The organism is Robbsia andropogonis (assembly GCF_034047095.1).
Classification (GTDB): domain Bacteria; phylum Pseudomonadota; class Gammaproteobacteria; order Burkholderiales; family Burkholderiaceae; genus Robbsia; species Robbsia andropogonis.
Genome location: NZ_CP139170.1, coordinates 3193981 through 3213295 on the forward strand (window position 1 = coordinate 3193981; position 19315 = coordinate 3213295).

The window sequence follows — 19315 nt, forward strand, 5'->3', positions numbered from 1 at the left end:
CGGCTGAACAGGAGTATCCGCGTGAGTTACCGCGAATTAGTCATTGATGCGGCGCGTGACACCGCCGAAGCGCTCTCCGACACGCTGATGGACCTGGGCGCCCTGTCCGTGTCGATCGAAGACGCCGATGCCGATACGCCGGACGAGCAGCCCGTTTTCGGCGAGCCCGGCATGGTCGTGCAGTCGCACAGCTGGCATCACTCACGCGTCGTCGCGCTACTATCTGCGGATCAGGACCCGGACGTCCTGTTGCGCGCGGCGGCGAACCACCTGCTGTTGCCCGTACCGTCGTTCGAGACGCGTGAGATCGCGGACCAGGACTGGGTCCGCCTGACGCAATCCCAGTTCGCACCCATCGCGATAGGCAGACACATCTGGGTCGTGCCATCGTGGCACGATGCCCCGGACCCCGACGCGTTGATCCTCGAACTGGATCCCGGCCTGGCCTTCGGCACCGGCAGCCATCCGACTACGCGGCTGTGCATGGAATGGCTGGAAAGCCAGGTCCAGAATGGCGATACCGTGCTCGACTACGGTTGCGGCTCCGGTATCCTGGCCATTCTCGCCGTCAAGTGCGGTGCGCGCGATGTGGTAGGAATCGATATCGACGCTCAGGCGGTAGCGACCGCGCACGACAACGCGGCCCGCAATCGTGTAGCCGGCCAGGCGCTGCGCTTTGGCCTGCCAGACGCCCTGCCCGCAGCGGCCTCGGCGCCTGGCAGCGCCACGGGCGCGCAGGCAGTGGCCGAACCGGGAGCGACGTTCGATATCGTCGTCGCGAACATCCTGTCGAATCCGTTGAAAGTACTGGCATCGATGCTATGCGGGCGTGTGCGGCCCGGTGGTCGCATCGCGCTCTCCGGCGTATTGGCACGCCAGGCCGAAGAAGTGGCCGCGGCGTATGCGCCGTGGATCGACATGCATGTCTGGCGTGAACACGAAGGGTGGGTCTGCCTCAGCGGCACGCGCCGCGCTTAGTACATCGCGCACGCCAGTTCGCAATGATGGCGGGGGCTGAGTAAAATACCTCATAGCCGCCATGATGGTTCATGGCACATTTACTTTTTCTGGGAAAACACTTTGGCCTCGCTCATTTGCGGATCGCTCGCCTACGACAACATCATGACGTTCGAAGGGCGTTTTGGCGAACATATCCTTCCGGATCAGGTGCACATTCTGAACGTCAGTTTTCTCGTGCCAACGATGCGTCAGGAATTCGGCGGATGCGCGGGCAATATCGCGTATAGCCTGCGCATGCTGGGGGGGGACGCTCGCATCATGGCCACCATCGGCGGCGTCGATGGTCAACGCTACCTCGACCGCTTGGGCGAACTGGATCTCAAAGCCCATCATGTCCGCGTGATTGATGGCGCGAGCACCGCTCAAGCGATGATCACGACCGACCTCGACAATAATCAGATCACGGCCTTCCATCCTGGCGCGATGATGCAATCGCATCAAAACGACGTCGAGCGGGCATGCAACGATGATGGGGCGATCAAGGTGGGCATCGTCGCCCCCGATGGCCTCGATGGGATGATTGCGCACTGCGAACAATTCTCAAAAGCGGGTATTCCCTTCCTGTTTGACCCCGGTCAGGGCCTGCCACTGTTCCAACAGGACACGCTACGTCGTATGATCGAACTCGCGACCTATCTGGCGGTCAACGACTACGAAGCCAAATTGGTTGAGAACAAGACAGGCTGGTCGTGGGACGAAATCGTCTCACGCACGCAGGCCACCATCGTGACCCGTGGCGAGAAGGGCGCGACGATTTACCGCGACGGCCAACAGGATGACATCCCCGTAGTGCCGGCGGAACGTATCGTCGACCCGACCGGCTGCGGCGATGCGTTCCGCGGCGGTCTGCTGTTCGGCATCGAAAACGGTCTGGATTGGCCTACGACCGGTCGGCTGGCGAGCCTGATGGGCTCATTGAAGATCGCGACGCAGGGTCCGCAGAACTATGCATTGACCGTGGACGAACTGCACGCCGCATTCCAACGTGCGTTTGGATACGCATTGGCTTGACCTCGCTCACTGCCTCGTGACGTGCCCACCGTCGGTAGCGTTCGCATTGGCGCTGAGATCAATGTCTAGGCGTATATAACTAAGATACGCAACGCCATTCCCCTCGCCGAAGTGGCGCGGAAACCAGGCTGGCGTTGCAGCGACTATCACGTAATAGTGGGCAGCGGTAACAGGAGAAAATGCAGATGAGCAAGACGACGCTATGGCAAGTTGCTGTCATCGTACCGATGACAGCAACGTTGTTGGTCATGCAGGGATGTGCCACCGGCGGTGCCTCCGCGGACTCGTACACGGTGTCCCAAGCACAGCGCGAACAAACGGTCCGCATGGCCACCGTGGAATCCGTGCGGGCCGTACAGATTCGCGAAGGCGAGACGACCGGTGTCGGCGCGATCGGCGGCGGCGCCCTCGGCGCGGTTGCAGGGAGTGCGATCGGTGGTGGACGCGGATCGCTGGTGACCGGCATCCTCGGCGGTCTCGGAGGCCTCGTGGCAGGCAACGCGATCGAGAAAGGCATTGGCACCAAGCAAGGCGTCGAGATCACTGTACGCCTGGACAACGGCGACCTGCGTGCTATCACGCAAGCGCCAAGCGCCGAGACGTTCGCCGCGGGCCAGCGCGTCAGGCTGCTGACAAGCGGTGGCATAACGCGTGTGACGCACTAAGCCGTTTCCCCGCGCGTCAAGACGGTTCGGGATGGCATGAAGCCATCGACCGACGTATCGGTAAAAAAAACCCGCATTCGCGTAAGCGAGGGCGGGTTTCTTTTTGTGGCAAGCGGATGACGCGTACGATGTTGCTTATCGCAAGATCGTACGCCGAGGGTCCGGTCGGGGCTCGGTAAGCTGGCAGTGCGGTTGCCGCCAAGCCTGACCATCGCACCGGATGACCGGTCGTGCCTGCCTTCGGTGAGGCCGCGCGAACGCGGCAGCGCATTACGGCTTCGGGCTGGTGGGAAACGGCCAGGCACCCGTGGTGCTCAGCGTGGTCTTCACCGCCGGTGACGTAGGCGTCGTCGCACCGAGCGCAGGGGCAGGCTTTGCCGCTGACTTCTTTGCCGAGGCTTTCTTGGCGGCAGCTTTCTTCGCCGGCGCCTTCTTCGCGGCCGTCTTCTTCGCTGCTACTTTTTTGGCAGCGACCTTCTTTGCAGCAGCCTTCTTCGCCGGTGCCTTCTTCGCGGCGACCTTCTTCGCGGCGACCTTCTTCACGGCGACCTTCTTCACGGCGACCTTCTTCGCTGCCGCTTTCTTTGCCGGCGCCTTCTTCGCGGCAACCTTCTTCACCGCTACTTTCTTGGCGGCGACCTTCTTTGCAGCGGCCTTCTTCGCCGGTGCTTTCTTTGCGGCGACCTTCTTAACGGCAACCTTCTTGACCGCTACTTTCTTTGCGGCAACCTTCTTGACCGCGACCTTCTTGGCAGCAGCTTTCTTAGCCGGTGCTTTCTTTGCAGCGACCTTCTTTGTAGCAGGTTTCTTTTTGGCGGTAGCCATGTTTTTCTCCTTCAGTTGTCGGATGAAATGTGAAGCAACAACACCCTACGTCGGGAACCCGTTGACGGCTTGACGCCCAGGCTTTGATGCCAGGGACGTGGCATGCCGTTGAAACGAGCTATTCGTTCGCTGGGAACCGATAATCGGTGCCCAACAGACGAATGCGGCAACGCGCACGCGACCGGAATCGATCGCATGCGCGTGTAACGCGATCGGCCACCATCGGCAGGTCGATCGCATCGTGACGGTTGATGAGGCGGTTCCGCGCTGCCGAAGGCGTCGGCGCAGAGTTCGGAACCTGACTTGTAATCGGATCGCTTGAAAACGGGTCCTTTTTTTGGAGGGGCGTTGGTCCCTCCCACTGAAGGGATCGCAAAGAGCTCTCGGTCATCCAGGTGGGCCGATTGGCCGCACGAAGCGCTCTGCATCAGGACGACTTTCCCCACTTCGTTAATTGGCACTATCCATCCGGTACTGTCGAGGTCACACGCTTTCTAGGATGTCCTATCTGTTCACGCGATGTTTGCGCGCGGGACCGCCGTCAGTACACTCCGATTTACCGCCTTGTCCGTTGGGGCGTCATATCACGCGCTTACCAACGTCTGTTGCCATGCTGTCTTCTCCGACTGCTTCCTGCCAGTGCGTCACTGGCGACAACGTCGCTGCGATGCGTCGTTGTTCGAATCAGGTATCACTGCTGGCGGTCACATGGCTCGACCACATGCGCCATGCTACCGCCTTCACGACAAAAGTAGAGCAAACATCATTCCACCATGTGACGTAATCGCCGCATTCCGTGTCAATGCGATGCACTTTCACGTCACTCTCGCGCATCTCGCCACCGACGGACTGCCTACGATCACTCCCAAGAGAGTGCGCCACCTGTCTGGTACTCGATGACTCGCGTCTCGAAGAAGTTGCGCTCCTTCTTCAAGTCGATCATCTCGCTCATCCACGGGAACGGATTTTCCTCGTTCGGGAACATGGCGTCCAGGCCGATCTGTTGACAACGGCGATTGCATATAAAGCGAAGATACCCCTTGAACATGCTTGCGTTCAAGCCCAACACGCCACGCGGCATCGTATCTTCCGCGTACTTATACTCCAGATCCACTGCCTGACGGAAGATCCCTGTGATCTCCGCCTTGAATTCCGCAGTCCACAGATGCGGGTTCTCGAGCTTGATCTGATTGATCAAGTCGATACCGAAGTTACAGTGCATCGACTCGTCACGCAGGATGTATTGGTATTGCTCTGCCGCGCCGGTCATCTTGTTCTGACGACCAAGCGCCAGAATCTGTGTAAATCCGACATAGAAGAACAAACCTTCCATGATGCAGGCGAACACGATCAACGAGCGCAGCAGTTGTTGGTCGGTTTCCAAGGTACCGGTCTTGAACGCGGGATCTGTCAACGTATCGATGAACGGCAACAGGAACTCGTCCTTGTCGCGGATCGATGTCACTTCGTGATACGCGTTGAAGATCTCGCCTTCGTCGAGACCCAACGATTCGACGATGTACTGGTACGCGTGCGTATGGATGGCCTCCTCAAACGCCTGGCGCAACAGGAACTGCCGGCACTCGGGGGCAGTGATATGCCGATACGTGCCCAACACGATGTTGTTGGCCGCCAGCGAGTCCGCCGTCACGAAGAATCCCAGATTGCGCTTCACGACCCGACGCTCGTCTTCGGTCAGACCGTTAGGATCCTTCCACAGCGCGATGTCGCGCGACATGTTCACTTCCTGCGGCATCCAATGATTCGCGCAGCCGGCCAGGTATTTTTCCCATGCCCATTTGTACTTGAACGGCACCAGCTGGTTGACGTCGGTCTGACCGTTGATGATCCGCTTGTCGCTGACATTCACGCGGGCTGTCGGATTCGGCGCTGCCTGTTGCGGCGCTGCCGGTGCCTTCGCGACATCTTGCGCGAACGCGGCCTGGGCTTCCGGCATCGCTTGCGGCAACGTCGCACCCGTCACTGCGCCGCCTGCATTCTGCACCGACGACACCCCTGCTCGTTGCGTCGCACCGGCAGGTTGCATCACGGAAGTTTCTTCATCCCAGTTCAGCATTCGCTTTCACCATTTATTCAAGTCGGGTTGTACCATTTTTTGTCAAACGATAAAAGCATCGCTTGCACAAAAAAGCTGTTTTGTCTTTGCATGCATCGCACATTAGCAACATCTGGATCGCAAAACCCATCCAGGGTGCTGAACGCGATGTCATTTGCCTCATGGCTCACATCTTTCGGCGTCCATCATGCGTCGGTCGCTTGCCGCCCCATGCGGCGGTGCGCGATACCGTCGAGCAAGTGCCGCCGCAGCGTCGTTGATATGTCGCGCACTTCGCGTGCGATATGGGACGGCCTCGCCTCGACATCATCCACACGACGCCTCCGCATCGTAATGGCACCAACGCGGCAACACGCGTGCCGATGGACGACATCCACATTCGCCGCATCACACGCATGGCAATGCGATCACGATCGCTGCCCACATGACCATCGATGCGTTATGCATGCCGCACCGCTGGATCGTCCGCCATTGCACTTGTCTTGTGGACGTTCCCGCACGGCATTCGCATTGCGACGTCACGGGTAGATGGCGCACGAGGCCCTGCACGAAGTCGCGGAACCAAGTGTAGCACCCATCCCTGTGATCGCCCACCCAAAACCACTAAATATAGTACTCGCCATCGCCAAAAAGGGCCATATATAGCGACACAGGGTCACTGTGCGCGCGCCACATGATGCAACGTGCGCCACCAGCGCCGTGCCGCTTCGTCATACATACAGGTCACGGCAACGGTGAAGAAAAAGGTCGAACGGTGCGGGCATCGTCTCACCTTCGACACGATTTACCCGCCACACGTTCGACCCCGTTACGACTGTTACTTCAGTGACACTAATGTCGACAACGACCGTTGCACATCGCGGCCGGATCGATCGACCCGGCCACTACCTTTACTGGCACGCCTCGCACTCTTCGAAGCCGTCATCGCCCGGACGCATCATGCAAACCGGACCATCGGCTTCATCCACTGCAGCGGCTTGCATCGTCGCCGTAACCGCGGCGGCAACCGCTGGCGCGGCCGACACCGCGCTGGCGGACAAGCCACCGTCGCCGCTTGGCACCGCGTTCAACGCACCATGTGCCACCGTTGACTTCTCGACGTGCGTGGCCGCCATCGTACGCAGGTAATACGTCGTCTTCAAACCACGCAACCATGCCTTCTTGTACGTCTCGTCAAGCTTCTTGCCCGATGCGCCGGCCATGAAGATATTCAACGATTGCGCCTGGTCGATCCACTTTTGACGGCGCGACGCCGCTTCCACCAGCCACGTCGGATCCACTTCGAATGCCGTTGCGTACAACGCACGCAGGTCGGCCGGAATGCGATCGATGCGCGACAGCATGCCATCGAAATACTTCAGGTCGGCAACCATCACCTCGTCCCACATGCCGCGCGACTTCAAATCACGCACCAGGTATTCGTTGACGACTGTGAATTCGCCCGACAGGTTCGACTTCACATACAGGTTCTGGAAGGTCGGCTCGATACACGGTGACACGCCAATGATGTTCGAGATCGTTGCCGTCGGCGCGATCGCGATGCAGTTCGAATTGCGCATGCCGTACTTGGCCACGCGCTCACGCAGCGGCGCCCAGTCCATGCGGCTCGACATGTCGACTTCCAGATAGCCGCCACGCGCTTCGGCCAACAGTTTCAGCGAGTCTTGCGGCAAGATGCCGCGATCCCACAACGATCCCTTGTAAGACGAATAGCGGCCGCGCTCTTCGGCCAACTCGGTGGAGGCGTAGTAAGCGTAGTAGCACACCGCTTCCATCGACTCGTCGGCAAATGCCACCGCCGCATCCGATGCGTACGGCGTACGCAGTGCGTGCAAACAATCCTGGAACCCCATTACCCCCATACCCACCGGGCGGTGCTTCATGTTGGAGTTGCGTGCCTTTTCCACCGCGTAATAATTGATGTCGATGACGTTGTCGAGCATCCGCATGGCCACACTGACCGTGCGCTTCAACTTTGCATGATCGATCTGCATCTTGCCGTCGACTTCATGCAGATGCGCAACCAGGTTCACCGAACCGAGGTTACACACGGCAATCTCGTCCGGACCGGTGTTGAGCGTGATCTCGGTGCACAGGTTCGACGAGTGCACGACACCAACGTGCTGTTGCGGCGAGCGCACGTTGCACGGATCCTTGAACGTGATCCACGGATGGCCGGTTTCAAACAACATGCCGAGCATCTTGCGCCACATCTGGTTGGCCGACACCTTCTTGAACAGCTTCATCTGACCATTGGCCGCCTGCTGCTCGTAGGCCACGTAGGCTTTCTCGAATTCCGCACCGAACTTATCGTGCAGGTCCGGGCAAAGCGACGGCGAGAACAGTGTCCATTCACCGTTTTCCATGACCCGCTTCATGAACAGGTCGGGCACCCAGTTCGCCGTGTTCATATCGTGCGTACGACGGCGATCGTCACCCGTGTTCTTGCGCAGCTCCAGGAATTCCTCGATGTCCAAGTGCCATGTTTCCAGGTAGGCACATACCGCGCCCTTGCGCTTGCCACCCTGATTGACCGCCACGGCCGTATCGTTGACGACCTTCAGGAACGGCACCACGCCTTGCGACTTGCCATTGGTGCCCTTGATGTGCGAGCCCAGCGCGCGCACCGGCGTCCAGTCGTTACCCAGGCCACCAGCGAACTTCGACAGCAGCGCGTTTTCCTTCAACGCTTCGTATATGCCTTCGAGATCATCATCAACCGTCGTCAGATAGCATGAAGACAACTGCGAACGACGCGTGCCGGAGTTGAACAACGTCGGCGTCGAGCTCATGAAGTCGAACGTCGACAGAATGTCGTAGAACTCGATCGCCCGCGCTTCACGGTCGGTTTCGTTCAGCGCCAATCCCATCGCCACGCGCATGTAAAACGCTTGTGGCATTTCAATGCGCCGACCATCGACGTGCAGGAAATAACGGTCATACAGCGTCTGCAGACCGAGATAACCGAACTGCAGGTCACGGCTGGCATTCAGCGCGGCGGCAAGGCGCGGCAAGTCGTACGACAGCAACTTCTCGTCGAGCAGCTCGGCATCCACGCCGCGTTGCACGAACTGCGGGAAGTACTCGGCGTAACGCGACTGCATCTGGCCTTGCGTGACTTCACCACCGAGAATCTCGCGGCGAATGGTATGCAACAGGATGCGCGCGGTGACCTGGCTGTAGGCCGGGTCCTGCTCGATCATCGTCCGCGACGCCAGCACGGCCGACTCATAGACCTGGCTCATCGGCACGCCGTCGTACAGGTTCTTGATCGTCTCGGCCAGAATCGGCTTCGCCGATACCGCACTGCCCAAGTTATCGCATGCCGATGCAATCAGTTCGTGCAACGCTACCAGGTTCAGCGGACCACGATACTCACCGTCGACGACATTGATCGTGACCTCCGGATGCACCGGCACCGCGCTCAGACGCTCTTGCGAACGTTTCTCGCGATACAGCACGTAGGCACGCGCGGTGTTGTGCTCGCCGGCACGCATCAAGGCCAGTTCGACCTGGTCCTGGATGTCTTCGATATGGAACGTGCCGCCATTTGGCCGACTGCGCAGCAGTGCGCGCACGACGTTCCCGGTCAACTGCTCGACTTGCTCGCGCACGCGCGCCGATGCAGCGCCTTGCCCGCCATTGACCGCCAGGAAAGCCTTCGTCATCGCGATGGCCACCTTCGACGGCTCGAACGGCACAACCGAACCGTTACGGCGGATCACCTTGTGGTCCGGGTAGGTTGGCGCCCCGGCACGTGCGGCACCTGCCGCATGGCTGGCCACACCGCCCTGGTCGCCGGGCAACGGCGTCTCGCGTACGGAAGTCGCGACGTTCTCGGTCGATTGCATAAACAAACACTCCTGGTCTGGGCAACGAATAATCGAATGTAAGATGGAAGACTTGCCGCCCCGCTGTATCAGCAATGCGAAAGGCGGACGGTGTGCCGGGCATAGCGGGTGTAGAGACGCCCCGTTCTCTATCGCCCCTTCCGAACTGCGTCCTGCGATGCCGCGGCACCCGGTTACTGCATCTATAAAAAAATGTGTCGAAGGGCCACGCTCATACCGGCGTCCATCGTCCTTACGTGGCTTGCAGTACAAGCATGCCCCTTGTGGAAAACTGTCCCGCAAACAGACCGCATCCCCTCCGTATCCTGTACCGCCTGCCCACACGGCCCTCCACGCAAGACTCAGGTACCGAAGCAGCACGGTTAGGCGCCGGTTATCCCCGGGTTACACACCACTTATCCCCAGAATAACACCAGATGTAGTGTGCAGGCCCGTCTCTCCGCACTAAGTATAGTGGGTACACGATGCCATCGCAAAATGATTTATCGCCCCATTTTTTTACGGCATTAGCTTGACAGTCGCGCTGGTGAGGGGGTTGCCCAGGCGCAACAAGGGCCTTGCCCATTAACTTGGAAATGCGCTAACCGGGCAGATCGGGAAAGTCCCGATGCCCGGCGTCAGATAGGTAGTAGCGACGTCGGCAGACGTGCCGCATGCGCATACGCCGCCCAATCGAAATAAGGGCCGGGGTCGGTCTTGCGACCGGGGGCGATATGCTCATGCCCGACGATCGCCTCGATCGGATGGCGGGCGCGGATGGCATCGGTCAGCGTCGCCAGTGCCGCGTATTGCGCCGGCTCGAATGGGGTCGTATCGCTGCCTTCCAACTCCACGCCGATCGCGAAGTCATTGCAACGCGCGCGTCCGGCAAACGCCGATGCGCCCGCGTGCCACGCCCGCTCATGGGTGGAAACGAATTGCGTGATGGCGCCATCGCGTGCGATCAGGAAATGCGCCGACACGCGCACCCCCGACAGCGAGGCGTAATAAGGGTCCGACGCATGATCAAGCGTGTTGTTGAAGAGTGCGTGGATATCACCCGTGCCGAACACGTCGGGCGGCAGGCTGATGTTGTGTATCACCAGCAGCGTGGGCGCCGTATCGCGAGGCCGCGCATCGGCATTCGGCGAGCGCTGATGCGCAACGGCATCGGGTCCAACGGCACGTCCCGCCACCTGTCCCTGCAGCACCGCTTGCACGACCTCGCGGTCACGGGCGGCAGGCCAGAGCCAGCCATGTGCATCGATCGCCAGCGTCCGCCCGACATCGTTCACGTGTCGCCTCTTCGTTCCGTCGAAAAAAGAGACCGTCACGTGGACGGCCGTTCGCCCTCGGCATAACGCCGTGCATGCTCGGCGTTACAAAAACGGTGCTGATACATCTCGATGGTGTCGCCACGTGGCGAGTAGGCACCGCAACAGGCGCAACGCGCCATCGGCTCGGCCAACTCCGGGGCGCGCTGGCGCGCCATGCCGGCTCCCGCGCCGGACATCGTGCCACCGCCACCGGCACGCGCCTGCGCGTCCATCATATGCCGCAATATCGATGCCTTTGCCCGGCGCCAGAACCACCACGCCGCGCCAAACAGCACGATCCAGAAAATCATACGAGACATCAAACCACCTGACGGTGCAACAGCACCTCCAACACGAAGCGACTGCCCACGTAGGCGAGCAGCAACGCCACGAACGACGCGAGCACCCACCGCAACGCAGTGCGCCCACGCCAGCCATAGAAATGACGTCCCGCGACCAGGCCACCGAACATCAGCCACGACAATACCGCGAACACGGTCTTGTGGTCGAGACTGAACGCGCGATCGAGCAACTGCTCGGAAAACAATGCACCTGACACCAGCGTCAACGTCAGCAACGCGAAACCGGCCGAAATCATCCTGAACAACAATTTTTCCATCGTCAGCAGCGGCGGCAGCACGTCCACCCAACTGCGGAACCAGCTACCCGACGCGGACATCGGCGCCCCAAACCGCCCCGGCGCGCCAGTACTGATCGTGCCTGCCCCTTGCGCGCCATGCGCACGCGGATAGGTGGCTCCGACCGCGGCGCGGCCACGACGCGCCGCGTGCAGCCGTCGTTCAACAAACAACATCAGCACCGCGTGCAGCGCGGCGATCGCCAACAGCCCGTACGAGACGTTGGCGATCAGGAAATGCACCTTGAACAACGGATCCGCGGCGTAGTCGAGCACCCGCACGCCGTTGAACGGCAATGGCAGCAACGACGCGAGCGCCGCCAGCGGCAGTACTAGCACGCCCAGTCCTTCCAACGGGAAGAACCAACTTTCTATCATGTAGATACCGGCCCCGAGCCACAGCATCGACGACAACGACAGGGCGAAGCCGAAATACATCCCGTTGGATGGGAAGATCGTTATATGCAGCAGCAAACCGTGCGCGAGCAGCGCGACCAATAATGCCAGCCGCCCGGAAATCGGCATCATGCCGTTGCGCGCAGCAGCAGCCGATGTCTGCACAGGACTGACGCCCTGCATCAGCGGCGTGCCGAATCCACCGGGCGACTCTGGGTCGGTCTGGAGCTCGGGCTGTTGCCTGAATGCACGCCAGGCGGCAATCGACAGCCCGCCATAAAGAAGCGCGGTCACCGCGTACAGTACAATGATCATGATCGGAGTTTACACCACGGCCGCCCCGCTGCGCGGTGCGCCGACATCAGACTTTCCAGCCAGACATGCTCGACAATCTCACCCAAAGAATGGCCCGCGTCGTGAAGACGTTGCGCGGCGAAGCCCGGCTGACCGAAGCTAACACGCAGGAGATGCTGCGTGAGGTGCGTCTTGCGCTGCTCGAAGCCGACGTCGCGTTGCCCGTCGTCCGGGAATTCGTCGCCAAGGTCAAGGAAAAGGCACTCGGCGAGGAGGTCATCGCCAGCCTGTCCCCGGGCCAGGCGCTCGTGGCCGTGGTCCAGCGCGAATTGGTCGCCGTCATCGGTGGCGACTATTCCGGCAAGGCCGCCGAACTGAACTTGGCCGTGACACCGCCGGCGGTGATTCTGATGGCCGGCCTGCAGGGCGCCGGCAAGACCACCACGGTCGGTAAGCTCGCCAAGTTGCTACGCGAGAAGCACAAGAAGAAAGTGCTGACGGTCTCGGCCGACGTTTATCGCCCGGCCGCCATCGCCCAGTTGAAGACGGTCACGGAGCAGGTTGGCGCCGAGTGCTTCCCCTCGACGCCCGACCAGAAGCCAATCGAGATCGCAAAGGGCGCGCTGGATTGGGCGCGACGTCATTATCACGACGTGTTGATCGTCGATACCGCGGGTCGCCTCGGCATCGATGAAGCGATGATGCAGGAGATCCAGGCGCTCCATCAGGTCTTGAATCCCGCCGAAACGCTGTTCGTCGTCGATGCGATGCTCGGCCAGGATGCCGTCAATACCGCCAAGGCCTTCAGCGACGCGTTGCCGCTGACCGGCGTGGTATTGACGAAACTCGACGGCGACTCACGCGGCGGCGCGGCGCTGTCGGTGCGCCACATCACCGGCAAGCCTATCAAGTTCGTCGGCGTGGCGGAAAAACTCGACGGCCTCGAGGTCTTCCACCCGGACCGTATGGCCAGCCGAATCCTGGGCATGGGCGATATCCTTGCGCTCGTCGAGGACGCCCAGCGAGGTGTCGACGTCCAGGCCGCGCAGAAGCTCGCCGACAAGGTCAAGAAAGGCGGAGATTTCGATCTGAACGACTTCCGCGCGCAACTGTCGCAAATGAAGAACATGGGCGGCCTGTCCTCGCTTCTCGACAAGTTGCCTGCACAATTCCAGCAAGCTGCCGGACAGGCAGACATGGGGCAGGCGGAGAAGCAGATGCGTCGTATGGAAGGCATCATCAACTCGATGACGCCCCAGGAACGGGCCAAGCCGGAGTTGATCAAAGCCAGCCGCAAACGCCGTATCGCGATTGGCGCGGGCGTGCAGGTCCAGGAAGTCAATCGCATGCTCGCGCAATATGATCAAATGCGCGGGATGATGAAAAAATTGAAGGGTGGCAATATGGCGAAAATGATGCGGGGCATGCGCGGCATGCTGCCCGGCATGCGCTGATGCCCCCTCTGGTCCATGCCGGTCGCGGCGGTGTCACCGGAGCGCGACGGGCATGGCAGATGCGATGTGAACGCCCCGTATGTCGATCCGCATTCATGCATGCCGGATCGTGCATGCCACCCTAGTCTAGAGAGCAGGATAGCCGCAATGAATCGCGAAGAAGCGCTGAAGATACTGCAGGAATCGGAGGAGATCGTGCCGTCCGAGGCCGTCAATGCGGCCATTGACCGGATGGCCGAGGCCGTGCGCGCCGCCGTGGGCAACGAGTTCCCGTTGCTGCTGTCGGTGATGGGCGGCGCCGCCGTTTTTACCGGCATGTTGCTCCCGAAGCTCGATTTTCCGCTCGAATTCGACTACATCCACCTAACCCGCTATCGCAATGCCACCGAAGGCGGTGAAATGCAATGGCGCGTCTCCCCGGCCGAGTCGGTCAAGGACCGGGTGGTGCTGGTATTGGACGATATTCTGGATGAAGGCGAGACGATGGCGGCGATTCGCGACCGCATTGTCGCAATGGGGGCGAAGCGCTTTTTGAGCGTGGTGCTATGCGAGAAGAAATTGAACAAGCCGAAGCCGCTAAAGCCGGACTTCTGCGGCTTTGAAGTACCGGACCGCTATGTTTTCGGTTGCGGCATGGATGCAAGAGGCTATTGGCGCAACTTGCCGGCCATTCGTGCCCTGGCGTCGACCACCGCGTAACCGCCATCACGGGGTGATGCCTTATTGCCGTCGCCACGGCATCGATAAAATCATCGCCCGCGCCGCGAACACCCTGGCGGCGCGGTAGATGATCATTCCACGATATCAGCGGGAGGACAGCGCCTGCTTGACCCTCTCGATCGTCACGATCGCAGCACCCTCGATCGGCACCAGCGTCGCCTGTGTATCACGACGGCCCTGATACTCGATCTTCCCTTCCTTCAGGCCGCGCTCGCCAATCACGAGCCGATGCGGTACGCCGATCAATTCCCAGTCCGCGAACATCACGCCCGGCCGCTCGCCGCGATCATCCAGGATCACGTCGATGCCGGCGGCGCGCAACGTCTCGTACAGACGATCCGCCTCCGATCGCACCAATTCGCTACGGTCATATCCCATCGGGCACAACACCACTTCGAACGGAGCGATCGATTCCGGCCAGATGATGCCCCGAGCATCGTAGTTCTGCTCGATAGCGGCACCGAGAATCCGCGTGATACCAATCCCGTAGCACCCCATCTGCATCGACTGGGGCTTGCCGTCCTCGCCAAGGCAGGTGGCCTGCAGCTTGTCCGAATAATTCGTCCCCAATTGAAACACGTGTCCGACTTCGATGCCGCGGCACAATGCCAGCACGCCCTTGCCATCCGGCGAAGGATCGCCCGCAAGCACGTTACGGATATCGGCGATCTGCACGTCGGTCGGCACCGGCAGGTCGCGCCCCCAGTTCACTCCGGTGAAGTGATAGTCGACCGCGTTCGCGCCGCAGACGAAATCATGCATGGCCGCCACGGTACGATCGACGAACAGCGTGAAAGGCTTCAGGGCCTGGATGGGGCCAAGATAGCCCGGCGGCGTGCCGAAGGTATCGACAATCTCGGCCTCCGTCGCCATCCGCGCATTGGCCATGCCCGGCAGCTTCGACACCTTGATCTCGTTCATTTCATGATCGCCACGCAGCAAAAGCATGACAATGGTCGCGGGTTGGCCACCGCCGTTGTTCAGCTCGTCAAGAGGCGCATCCACGGCCATCACGATCGACTTCAGCGTCCGTTGCAGCGGGATGCCTAACTGCTCCGCCACCGCCTCGCACTTGGCGCGACCGGGCGTGGCCGTCTTTGCAAACGGCTCGGTCGCCGCGGCGCGCGCATGCCCTGGCGCCACGGCCTCCGCCGCCTCAATATTCGCTGCGTAATCGGATGTCGGGCAATAGACGATCGCGTCCTCGCCGGTATCGGCGATGACATGGAATTCGTGCGAACCCGTACCGCCGATCGAGCCATTGTCGGCCACTACCGCGCGGAACGTCAGGCCGAGACGGTTGAAGATACGCACGTAGGCATCGAACATCGCCTGGTACGACACCTTCATGCCGGCGACGTCCTTGTCGAACGAGTACGCGTCCTTCATGATGAATTCGCGGCCGCGCATCACGCCAAAACGCGGACGGATCTCATCCCGGAACTTGGTCTGCACCTGATAGAAATTGACCGGCAATTGGCGATAGCTACGGATTTCCTTACGCGCGATGTCCGTGATCACCTCCTCGTGCGTCGGGCCGACGACGAAGTCGCGGCCATGCCGGTCCTTCAAGCGCAGTAGTTCCGGGCCGTATTTCTCCCAGCGGCCCGACTCCTGCCATAGTTCGGCCGGCTGGATTGCCGGCAGCAACACTTCCAACGCCCCCGCCGCGTCCATTTCCTCGCGTACGATTTTCTCGACCTTGCGGATCGATCGCAAGCCGATCGGCAAATAGTCATAGATGCCGCCGGCCACGCGCCGGATCATGCCCGCGCGCAACATCAGTTGATGGCTGACGATCTCGGCGTCCGATGGCGCTTCCTTCAACGTGCCGATGAAAAATCGCGATGCTTTCATGCAGTAGGGTTCCGAATTAAATAGCGCCGGCAACAGACCGGTCAGGCGCCTAGCGTGCCACCCGCCGCGCTTGTCGACAGGCGTATGTGCCGGTTCGGGAAAGGCACCGCGTGCCCGCTCCAAACCACCGCACCTTGCTCCCGAAAACGGCCTGTGGCGGCGCCGCGAAGGCGTCCGGACCGTCCCGGGGTGTCAAGCGCACACATATCTGTTTATAATCAAAGCAATTTTAAAGGATTCGAAGGTGGTTGTATGCTTGATCGTGAAGGCTTTCGCCCGAACGTCGGCATCGTGCTGCTGAACGCGCGCAATGAGGTCTTCTGGGGCAAGCGTCTGCGTGAACATTCCTGGCAGTTTCCGCAGGGCGGGATCAAGTACGGCGAGACGCCGGTCCAGGCGATGTATCGGGAGTTGCACGAGGAAATCGGACTGCTTCCGGAACACGTGAAGGTCATCGGCCGTACGCGTGACTGGCTGCGATACGAGGTGCCGGATAAGTTCATACGTCGCGAGGTTCGTGGGCATTATCGCGGACAAAAGCAGATATGGTTCCTGCTGCGCATGGTGGGTCGCGATTGCGATATTTGCTTGCGAACCACCACGCATCCGGAGTTCGATGCCTGGCGTTGGAACACCTATTGGGTACCGCTTGACGCGGTGATCGAGTTCAAGCGCGATGTCTACCACCTCGCATTGACCGAGCTGTCGCGCTTTGTGCGTCGCACCACGGCCAAGCCCGGCAAAGACCTTCCACTCGATGGGGGTTCGGCGCCGGGCAGTACCGACGATATGCGCGCCGACAGTGACACATCATGCACCGGCAACGACGCGGTATGTCGCGGTGAAGCGGATGAGGCCGACCACCGACGTAACGGTTCGAAACACGCCATGGATGCGCAGGCGGCGGACTGTACAACGACGGGTTGTGCATTGTCGGGTACGATAGCGGACGCTTTGCCGATGCAAACCCCTGTCCAGGACGTGGTCACCGAGCGCTACAGCGGTACGCCGCCTCTCGCCACATCCGACGGTCAGGCTGGCATCGCCGGGAGGGCGACGGTAGGTGGTGCGCTGGTGGTGATCAGCGCGCTAACCGTCGGGGTGTCGAGCGGCCTGCCGCTTCCGCCGCTGCCGCGTCGTCCAGCCGCATTCAAATAACCAGGATTCCGACAGCGTGATGTTTTCGAAGGTGGCGCCGCGCATGCGGCGAGCGGTCCAGTTCACAATGGCCGCGGCGTGTTGCGCCGCGGCATGTGCTTCATTGAGTGCGGTGTCTTCGCTGCCGATGCTGTCAGGCCTGTCACCCATCGGCATTGCGCATGCCGCTGATCCGGATGGAACCGGGAATAACGGTGATGGTCTCTCGGAAGGTCGCAGCCTGATGGATATGGTGACGGGACGCGATGACAATTGGCAGGAAATGCCGGTGGCATCGTTGCCGCCGCTGCCGCAAGACAAGAACTTGCTGCCGTTCCAGGTTTCGTCGCAGGCCGAATTGACCTTCCTGATCGACAAGACGTCGATCACCATCGGCAAGGACGGCGTTGTCCGTTACACGGTCGAGGTCAAAAGCCAGGCCGGGGCGCGCAATATTCGCTACGAGGGCATCCGTTGCGCGAATTACTCGTGGCGCCTCTACTCTGGAACGAATTCAGATGGCACCGCTTGGGATAATGCATCGACCGAGTGGATGCGAATTCAGCCAAATCCGATGAACGGCTATCAGGACGCGTTGTATAACGACTATTTCTGCAGTAACAAATCGCCCGTCACAAGCGTGAAGTCCATCATCGAGTACATCCGCTACAACCGCAGCCTGCGGACAAGCCAGTACCGCAATTAAGCGCCATGGGGTCGGCACGACCCCGCTTCTCCGTTGGGCCCCAATCATCCATCCACTGATTTAAACAATCACCAGATTGTCACGATGGATCAATTCCGGCTCATACATATAGCCGAGGATCGATTCGATCTCTTGACTTGCATGGCGTAGAATGCGCTGCGCCTCGACGCTGCCGTAGTGCGTAATGCCTCGGGCGATTTCCCGGTTGTTTTCATCGACACAGGCAATGATGTCGCCGCGGCTGAACGTGCCCTGGACAGCGACCACGCCAATCGGCAGCAGACTCTTTCCTTCGTCCACCACCTTGCGGCAAGCGCCGGCATCGATCACGACGTGCCCACGCAGTTGCAGATGATCCGCCATCCATTGTTTACGCGCCGCCAGCCGGGCGGTACGGGCAACCAATTGGCTTCCTACCGCCTCACCCTGGGCGAGCCGAACCAGCACATCGGGCTCGCGGCCCGACGCGATGATTGTTGCCGCGCCGCTATGCGCCGCGCGCTTCGCCGCCAGAATCTTGGTAAGCATCCCGCCACTGCCGATCGCCGTGCCGGTACCGCCCGCCATCAACTCCAGCGCCGGATCGCCGGCGTCGGCATGGCGCACCAGCGTCGCATGCGGGTCCTTGCGCGGATCCGCGGTATAAAGCCCGGGCTGGTCCGTCAGGATCACCAACGCATCGCCTTCAATCAAGTTTGCGACCAGCGCGCCCAAGGTGTCGTTGTCGCCGAAACGAATCTCGTCCGTGACCACCGTGTCGTTCTCGTTGATGATTGGTACGACCCCGAGTCGCAGCAACGTGGTCAATGTCGAACGAGCGTTCAGGTAACGCTCGCGATCAGCCAGGTCGGCATGCGTCAATAGAATCTGCGCGGTACGGATGCCATGCGCGGCGAAACTGGTCTCGTAGACCTGCACCAGCCCCATCTGGCCGACGGCGGCCGCAGCCTGCAACTCGTCGATTTCCTTCGGTCTGCGCACCCAGCCGAGCCGTTGCATCCCTTCGGCAATGGCCCCGGAACTCACCAACACGACTTCCTTGCCCGCTTGACGCAGCGCCGCGATCTGCTCGGCCCAACGGGCGATTGCACTGCGGTCCAAGCCACGGCCATCGTTCGTGACCAGGCTGGAACCCACTTTTACCACCAGACGTCTCGCACCGGCAATGACCGAGCGCACGGCGTCCCCCTGGTCGACGGCATCACGATCAAGATCCGCGGCAAACCGCCCTGACACGACGCCGGGCGCAGCATCAACGGCGGGCATCACGGGCCGCGGGTCCGAGCCTCGCGGGTGCACCGCGCGCTCGTCGCCCGTCGCCACCTCTGCAATCGCCTGTTCGCTCCGCTGGCCCTTCACCGCGTCTTTCA

At 60.8% G+C, this 19315-nt stretch carries 16 protein-coding genes; 7 read left to right on the top strand and 9 right to left on the bottom strand.

Annotated elements, in window-relative coordinates; all coding sequences use genetic code 11:
* The first annotated feature begins 21 nt into the window (after positions 1 to 21).
* The 3 genes from prmA to SJQ66_RS27370 all read left to right on the top strand — a co-directional run bounded on the left by prmA (position 22) and on the right by SJQ66_RS27370 (position 2696).
* On the top strand, positions 22 to 978 hold the full coding sequence (prmA, locus tag SJQ66_RS27360) for a 50S ribosomal protein L11 methyltransferase (protein WP_024901840.1): 957 nt from the start codon (positions 22 to 24) through the stop codon (positions 976 to 978).
* A 102-nt stretch (positions 979 to 1080) separates the two neighbouring features.
* On the top strand, positions 1081 to 2031 hold the full coding sequence (locus tag SJQ66_RS27365) for a carbohydrate kinase family protein (protein ID WP_024901841.1): 951 nt from the start codon (positions 1081 to 1083) through the stop codon (positions 2029 to 2031).
* Between the two features lie 179 nt (positions 2032 to 2210).
* Positions 2211 to 2696: an outer membrane lipoprotein gene (locus SJQ66_RS27370; protein WP_036007292.1), complete on the top strand. Its 486-nt coding sequence runs from the start codon at positions 2211 to 2213 to the stop codon at positions 2694 to 2696.
* A 270-nt stretch (positions 2697 to 2966) separates the two neighbouring features.
* Here the strand turns inward: SJQ66_RS27370 and SJQ66_RS27375 are convergent, their stop codons facing one another.
* The 7 genes from SJQ66_RS27375 to SJQ66_RS27405 all read right to left on the bottom strand — a co-directional run bounded on the left by SJQ66_RS27375 (position 2967) and on the right by SJQ66_RS27405 (position 12092).
* Positions 2967 to 3521, bottom strand: coding sequence for a histone H1-like DNA-binding protein (locus SJQ66_RS27375; protein ID WP_320534786.1), 555 nt, complete (start codon positions 3519 to 3521; stop codon positions 2967 to 2969).
* Positions 3522 to 4380: 859 nt separating this feature from the next.
* Positions 4381 to 5598, bottom strand: a complete 1218-nt coding sequence (locus tag SJQ66_RS27380; RefSeq protein WP_024901845.1) for a ribonucleotide-diphosphate reductase subunit beta — start codon at positions 5596 to 5598, stop codon at positions 4381 to 4383.
* Between the two features lie 185 nt (positions 5599 to 5783).
* Positions 5784 to 5912, bottom strand: a complete 129-nt coding sequence (locus SJQ66_RS27385) for a hypothetical protein (RefSeq protein WP_260843705.1) — start codon at positions 5910 to 5912, stop codon at positions 5784 to 5786.
* Positions 5913 to 6488: 576 nt separating this feature from the next.
* The gene (locus tag SJQ66_RS27390) at positions 6489 to 9449 is read right to left on the bottom strand and encodes a ribonucleoside-diphosphate reductase subunit alpha (RefSeq protein WP_320534787.1); all 2961 of its coding nucleotides are present in this window, start codon (positions 9447 to 9449) and stop codon (positions 6489 to 6491) included.
* Positions 9450 to 10066: 617 nt separating this feature from the next.
* Positions 10067 to 10648: a 1,6-anhydro-N-acetylmuramyl-L-alanine amidase AmpD gene (gene ampD, locus SJQ66_RS27395; protein WP_390173982.1), complete on the bottom strand. Its 582-nt coding sequence runs from the start codon at positions 10646 to 10648 to the stop codon at positions 10067 to 10069.
* Positions 10649 to 10758: 110 nt separating this feature from the next.
* Positions 10759 to 11064, bottom strand: a complete 306-nt coding sequence (locus SJQ66_RS27400; RefSeq protein WP_024901849.1) for a PP0621 family protein — start codon at positions 11062 to 11064, stop codon at positions 10759 to 10761.
* Positions 11064 to 12092 (bottom strand): cytochrome C assembly family protein, encoded by a 1029-nt coding sequence (locus SJQ66_RS27405; RefSeq protein WP_320534788.1) that lies wholly within the window; start codon positions 12090 to 12092, stop codon positions 11064 to 11066. The genes SJQ66_RS27400 and SJQ66_RS27405 overlap by 1 nt, the downstream gene beginning before the upstream one ends.
* 65 nt (positions 12093 to 12157) lie before the next feature.
* On the opposite strand from SJQ66_RS27405, the gene ffh reads away from it, so the two are divergent.
* Both ffh and SJQ66_RS27415 read left to right on the top strand, forming a co-directional pair.
* Entirely contained in the window at positions 12158 to 13525 is a 1368-nt protein-coding gene (ffh, locus tag SJQ66_RS27410; protein WP_024901851.1) for a signal recognition particle protein, read from the top strand.
* Positions 13526 to 13672: 147 nt separating this feature from the next.
* Positions 13673 to 14224: a hypoxanthine-guanine phosphoribosyltransferase gene (locus SJQ66_RS27415; protein ID WP_024901852.1), complete on the top strand. Its 552-nt coding sequence runs from the start codon at positions 13673 to 13675 to the stop codon at positions 14222 to 14224.
* 105 nt (positions 14225 to 14329) lie between these two features.
* Here the strand turns inward: SJQ66_RS27415 and SJQ66_RS27420 are convergent, their stop codons facing one another.
* Entirely contained in the window at positions 14330 to 16102 is a 1773-nt protein-coding gene (locus SJQ66_RS27420; RefSeq protein WP_024901853.1) for a proline--tRNA ligase, read from the bottom strand.
* A gap of 252 nt (positions 16103 to 16354) precedes the next feature.
* Between SJQ66_RS27420 and SJQ66_RS27425 the strand changes: the two genes are divergently transcribed.
* The gene (locus tag SJQ66_RS27425) at positions 16355 to 17260 is read left to right on the top strand and encodes an RNA pyrophosphohydrolase (RefSeq protein ID WP_024901854.1); all 906 of its coding nucleotides are present in this window, start codon (positions 16355 to 16357) and stop codon (positions 17258 to 17260) included.
* Between the two features lie 19 nt (positions 17261 to 17279).
* A complete protein-coding gene (locus SJQ66_RS27430) occupies positions 17280 to 17945 on the top strand; it encodes a CNP1-like family protein (protein ID WP_052738430.1) in 666 nt (221 codons plus the stop codon).
* A gap of 60 nt (positions 17946 to 18005) precedes the next feature.
* Here SJQ66_RS27430 and proB read toward each other — a convergent pair whose 3' ends face one another.
* A complete protein-coding gene (proB, locus tag SJQ66_RS27435; protein WP_024901856.1) occupies positions 18006 to 19124 on the bottom strand; it encodes a glutamate 5-kinase in 1119 nt (372 codons plus the stop codon).
* Between the last annotated feature and the right edge of the window lie 191 nt (positions 19125 to 19315).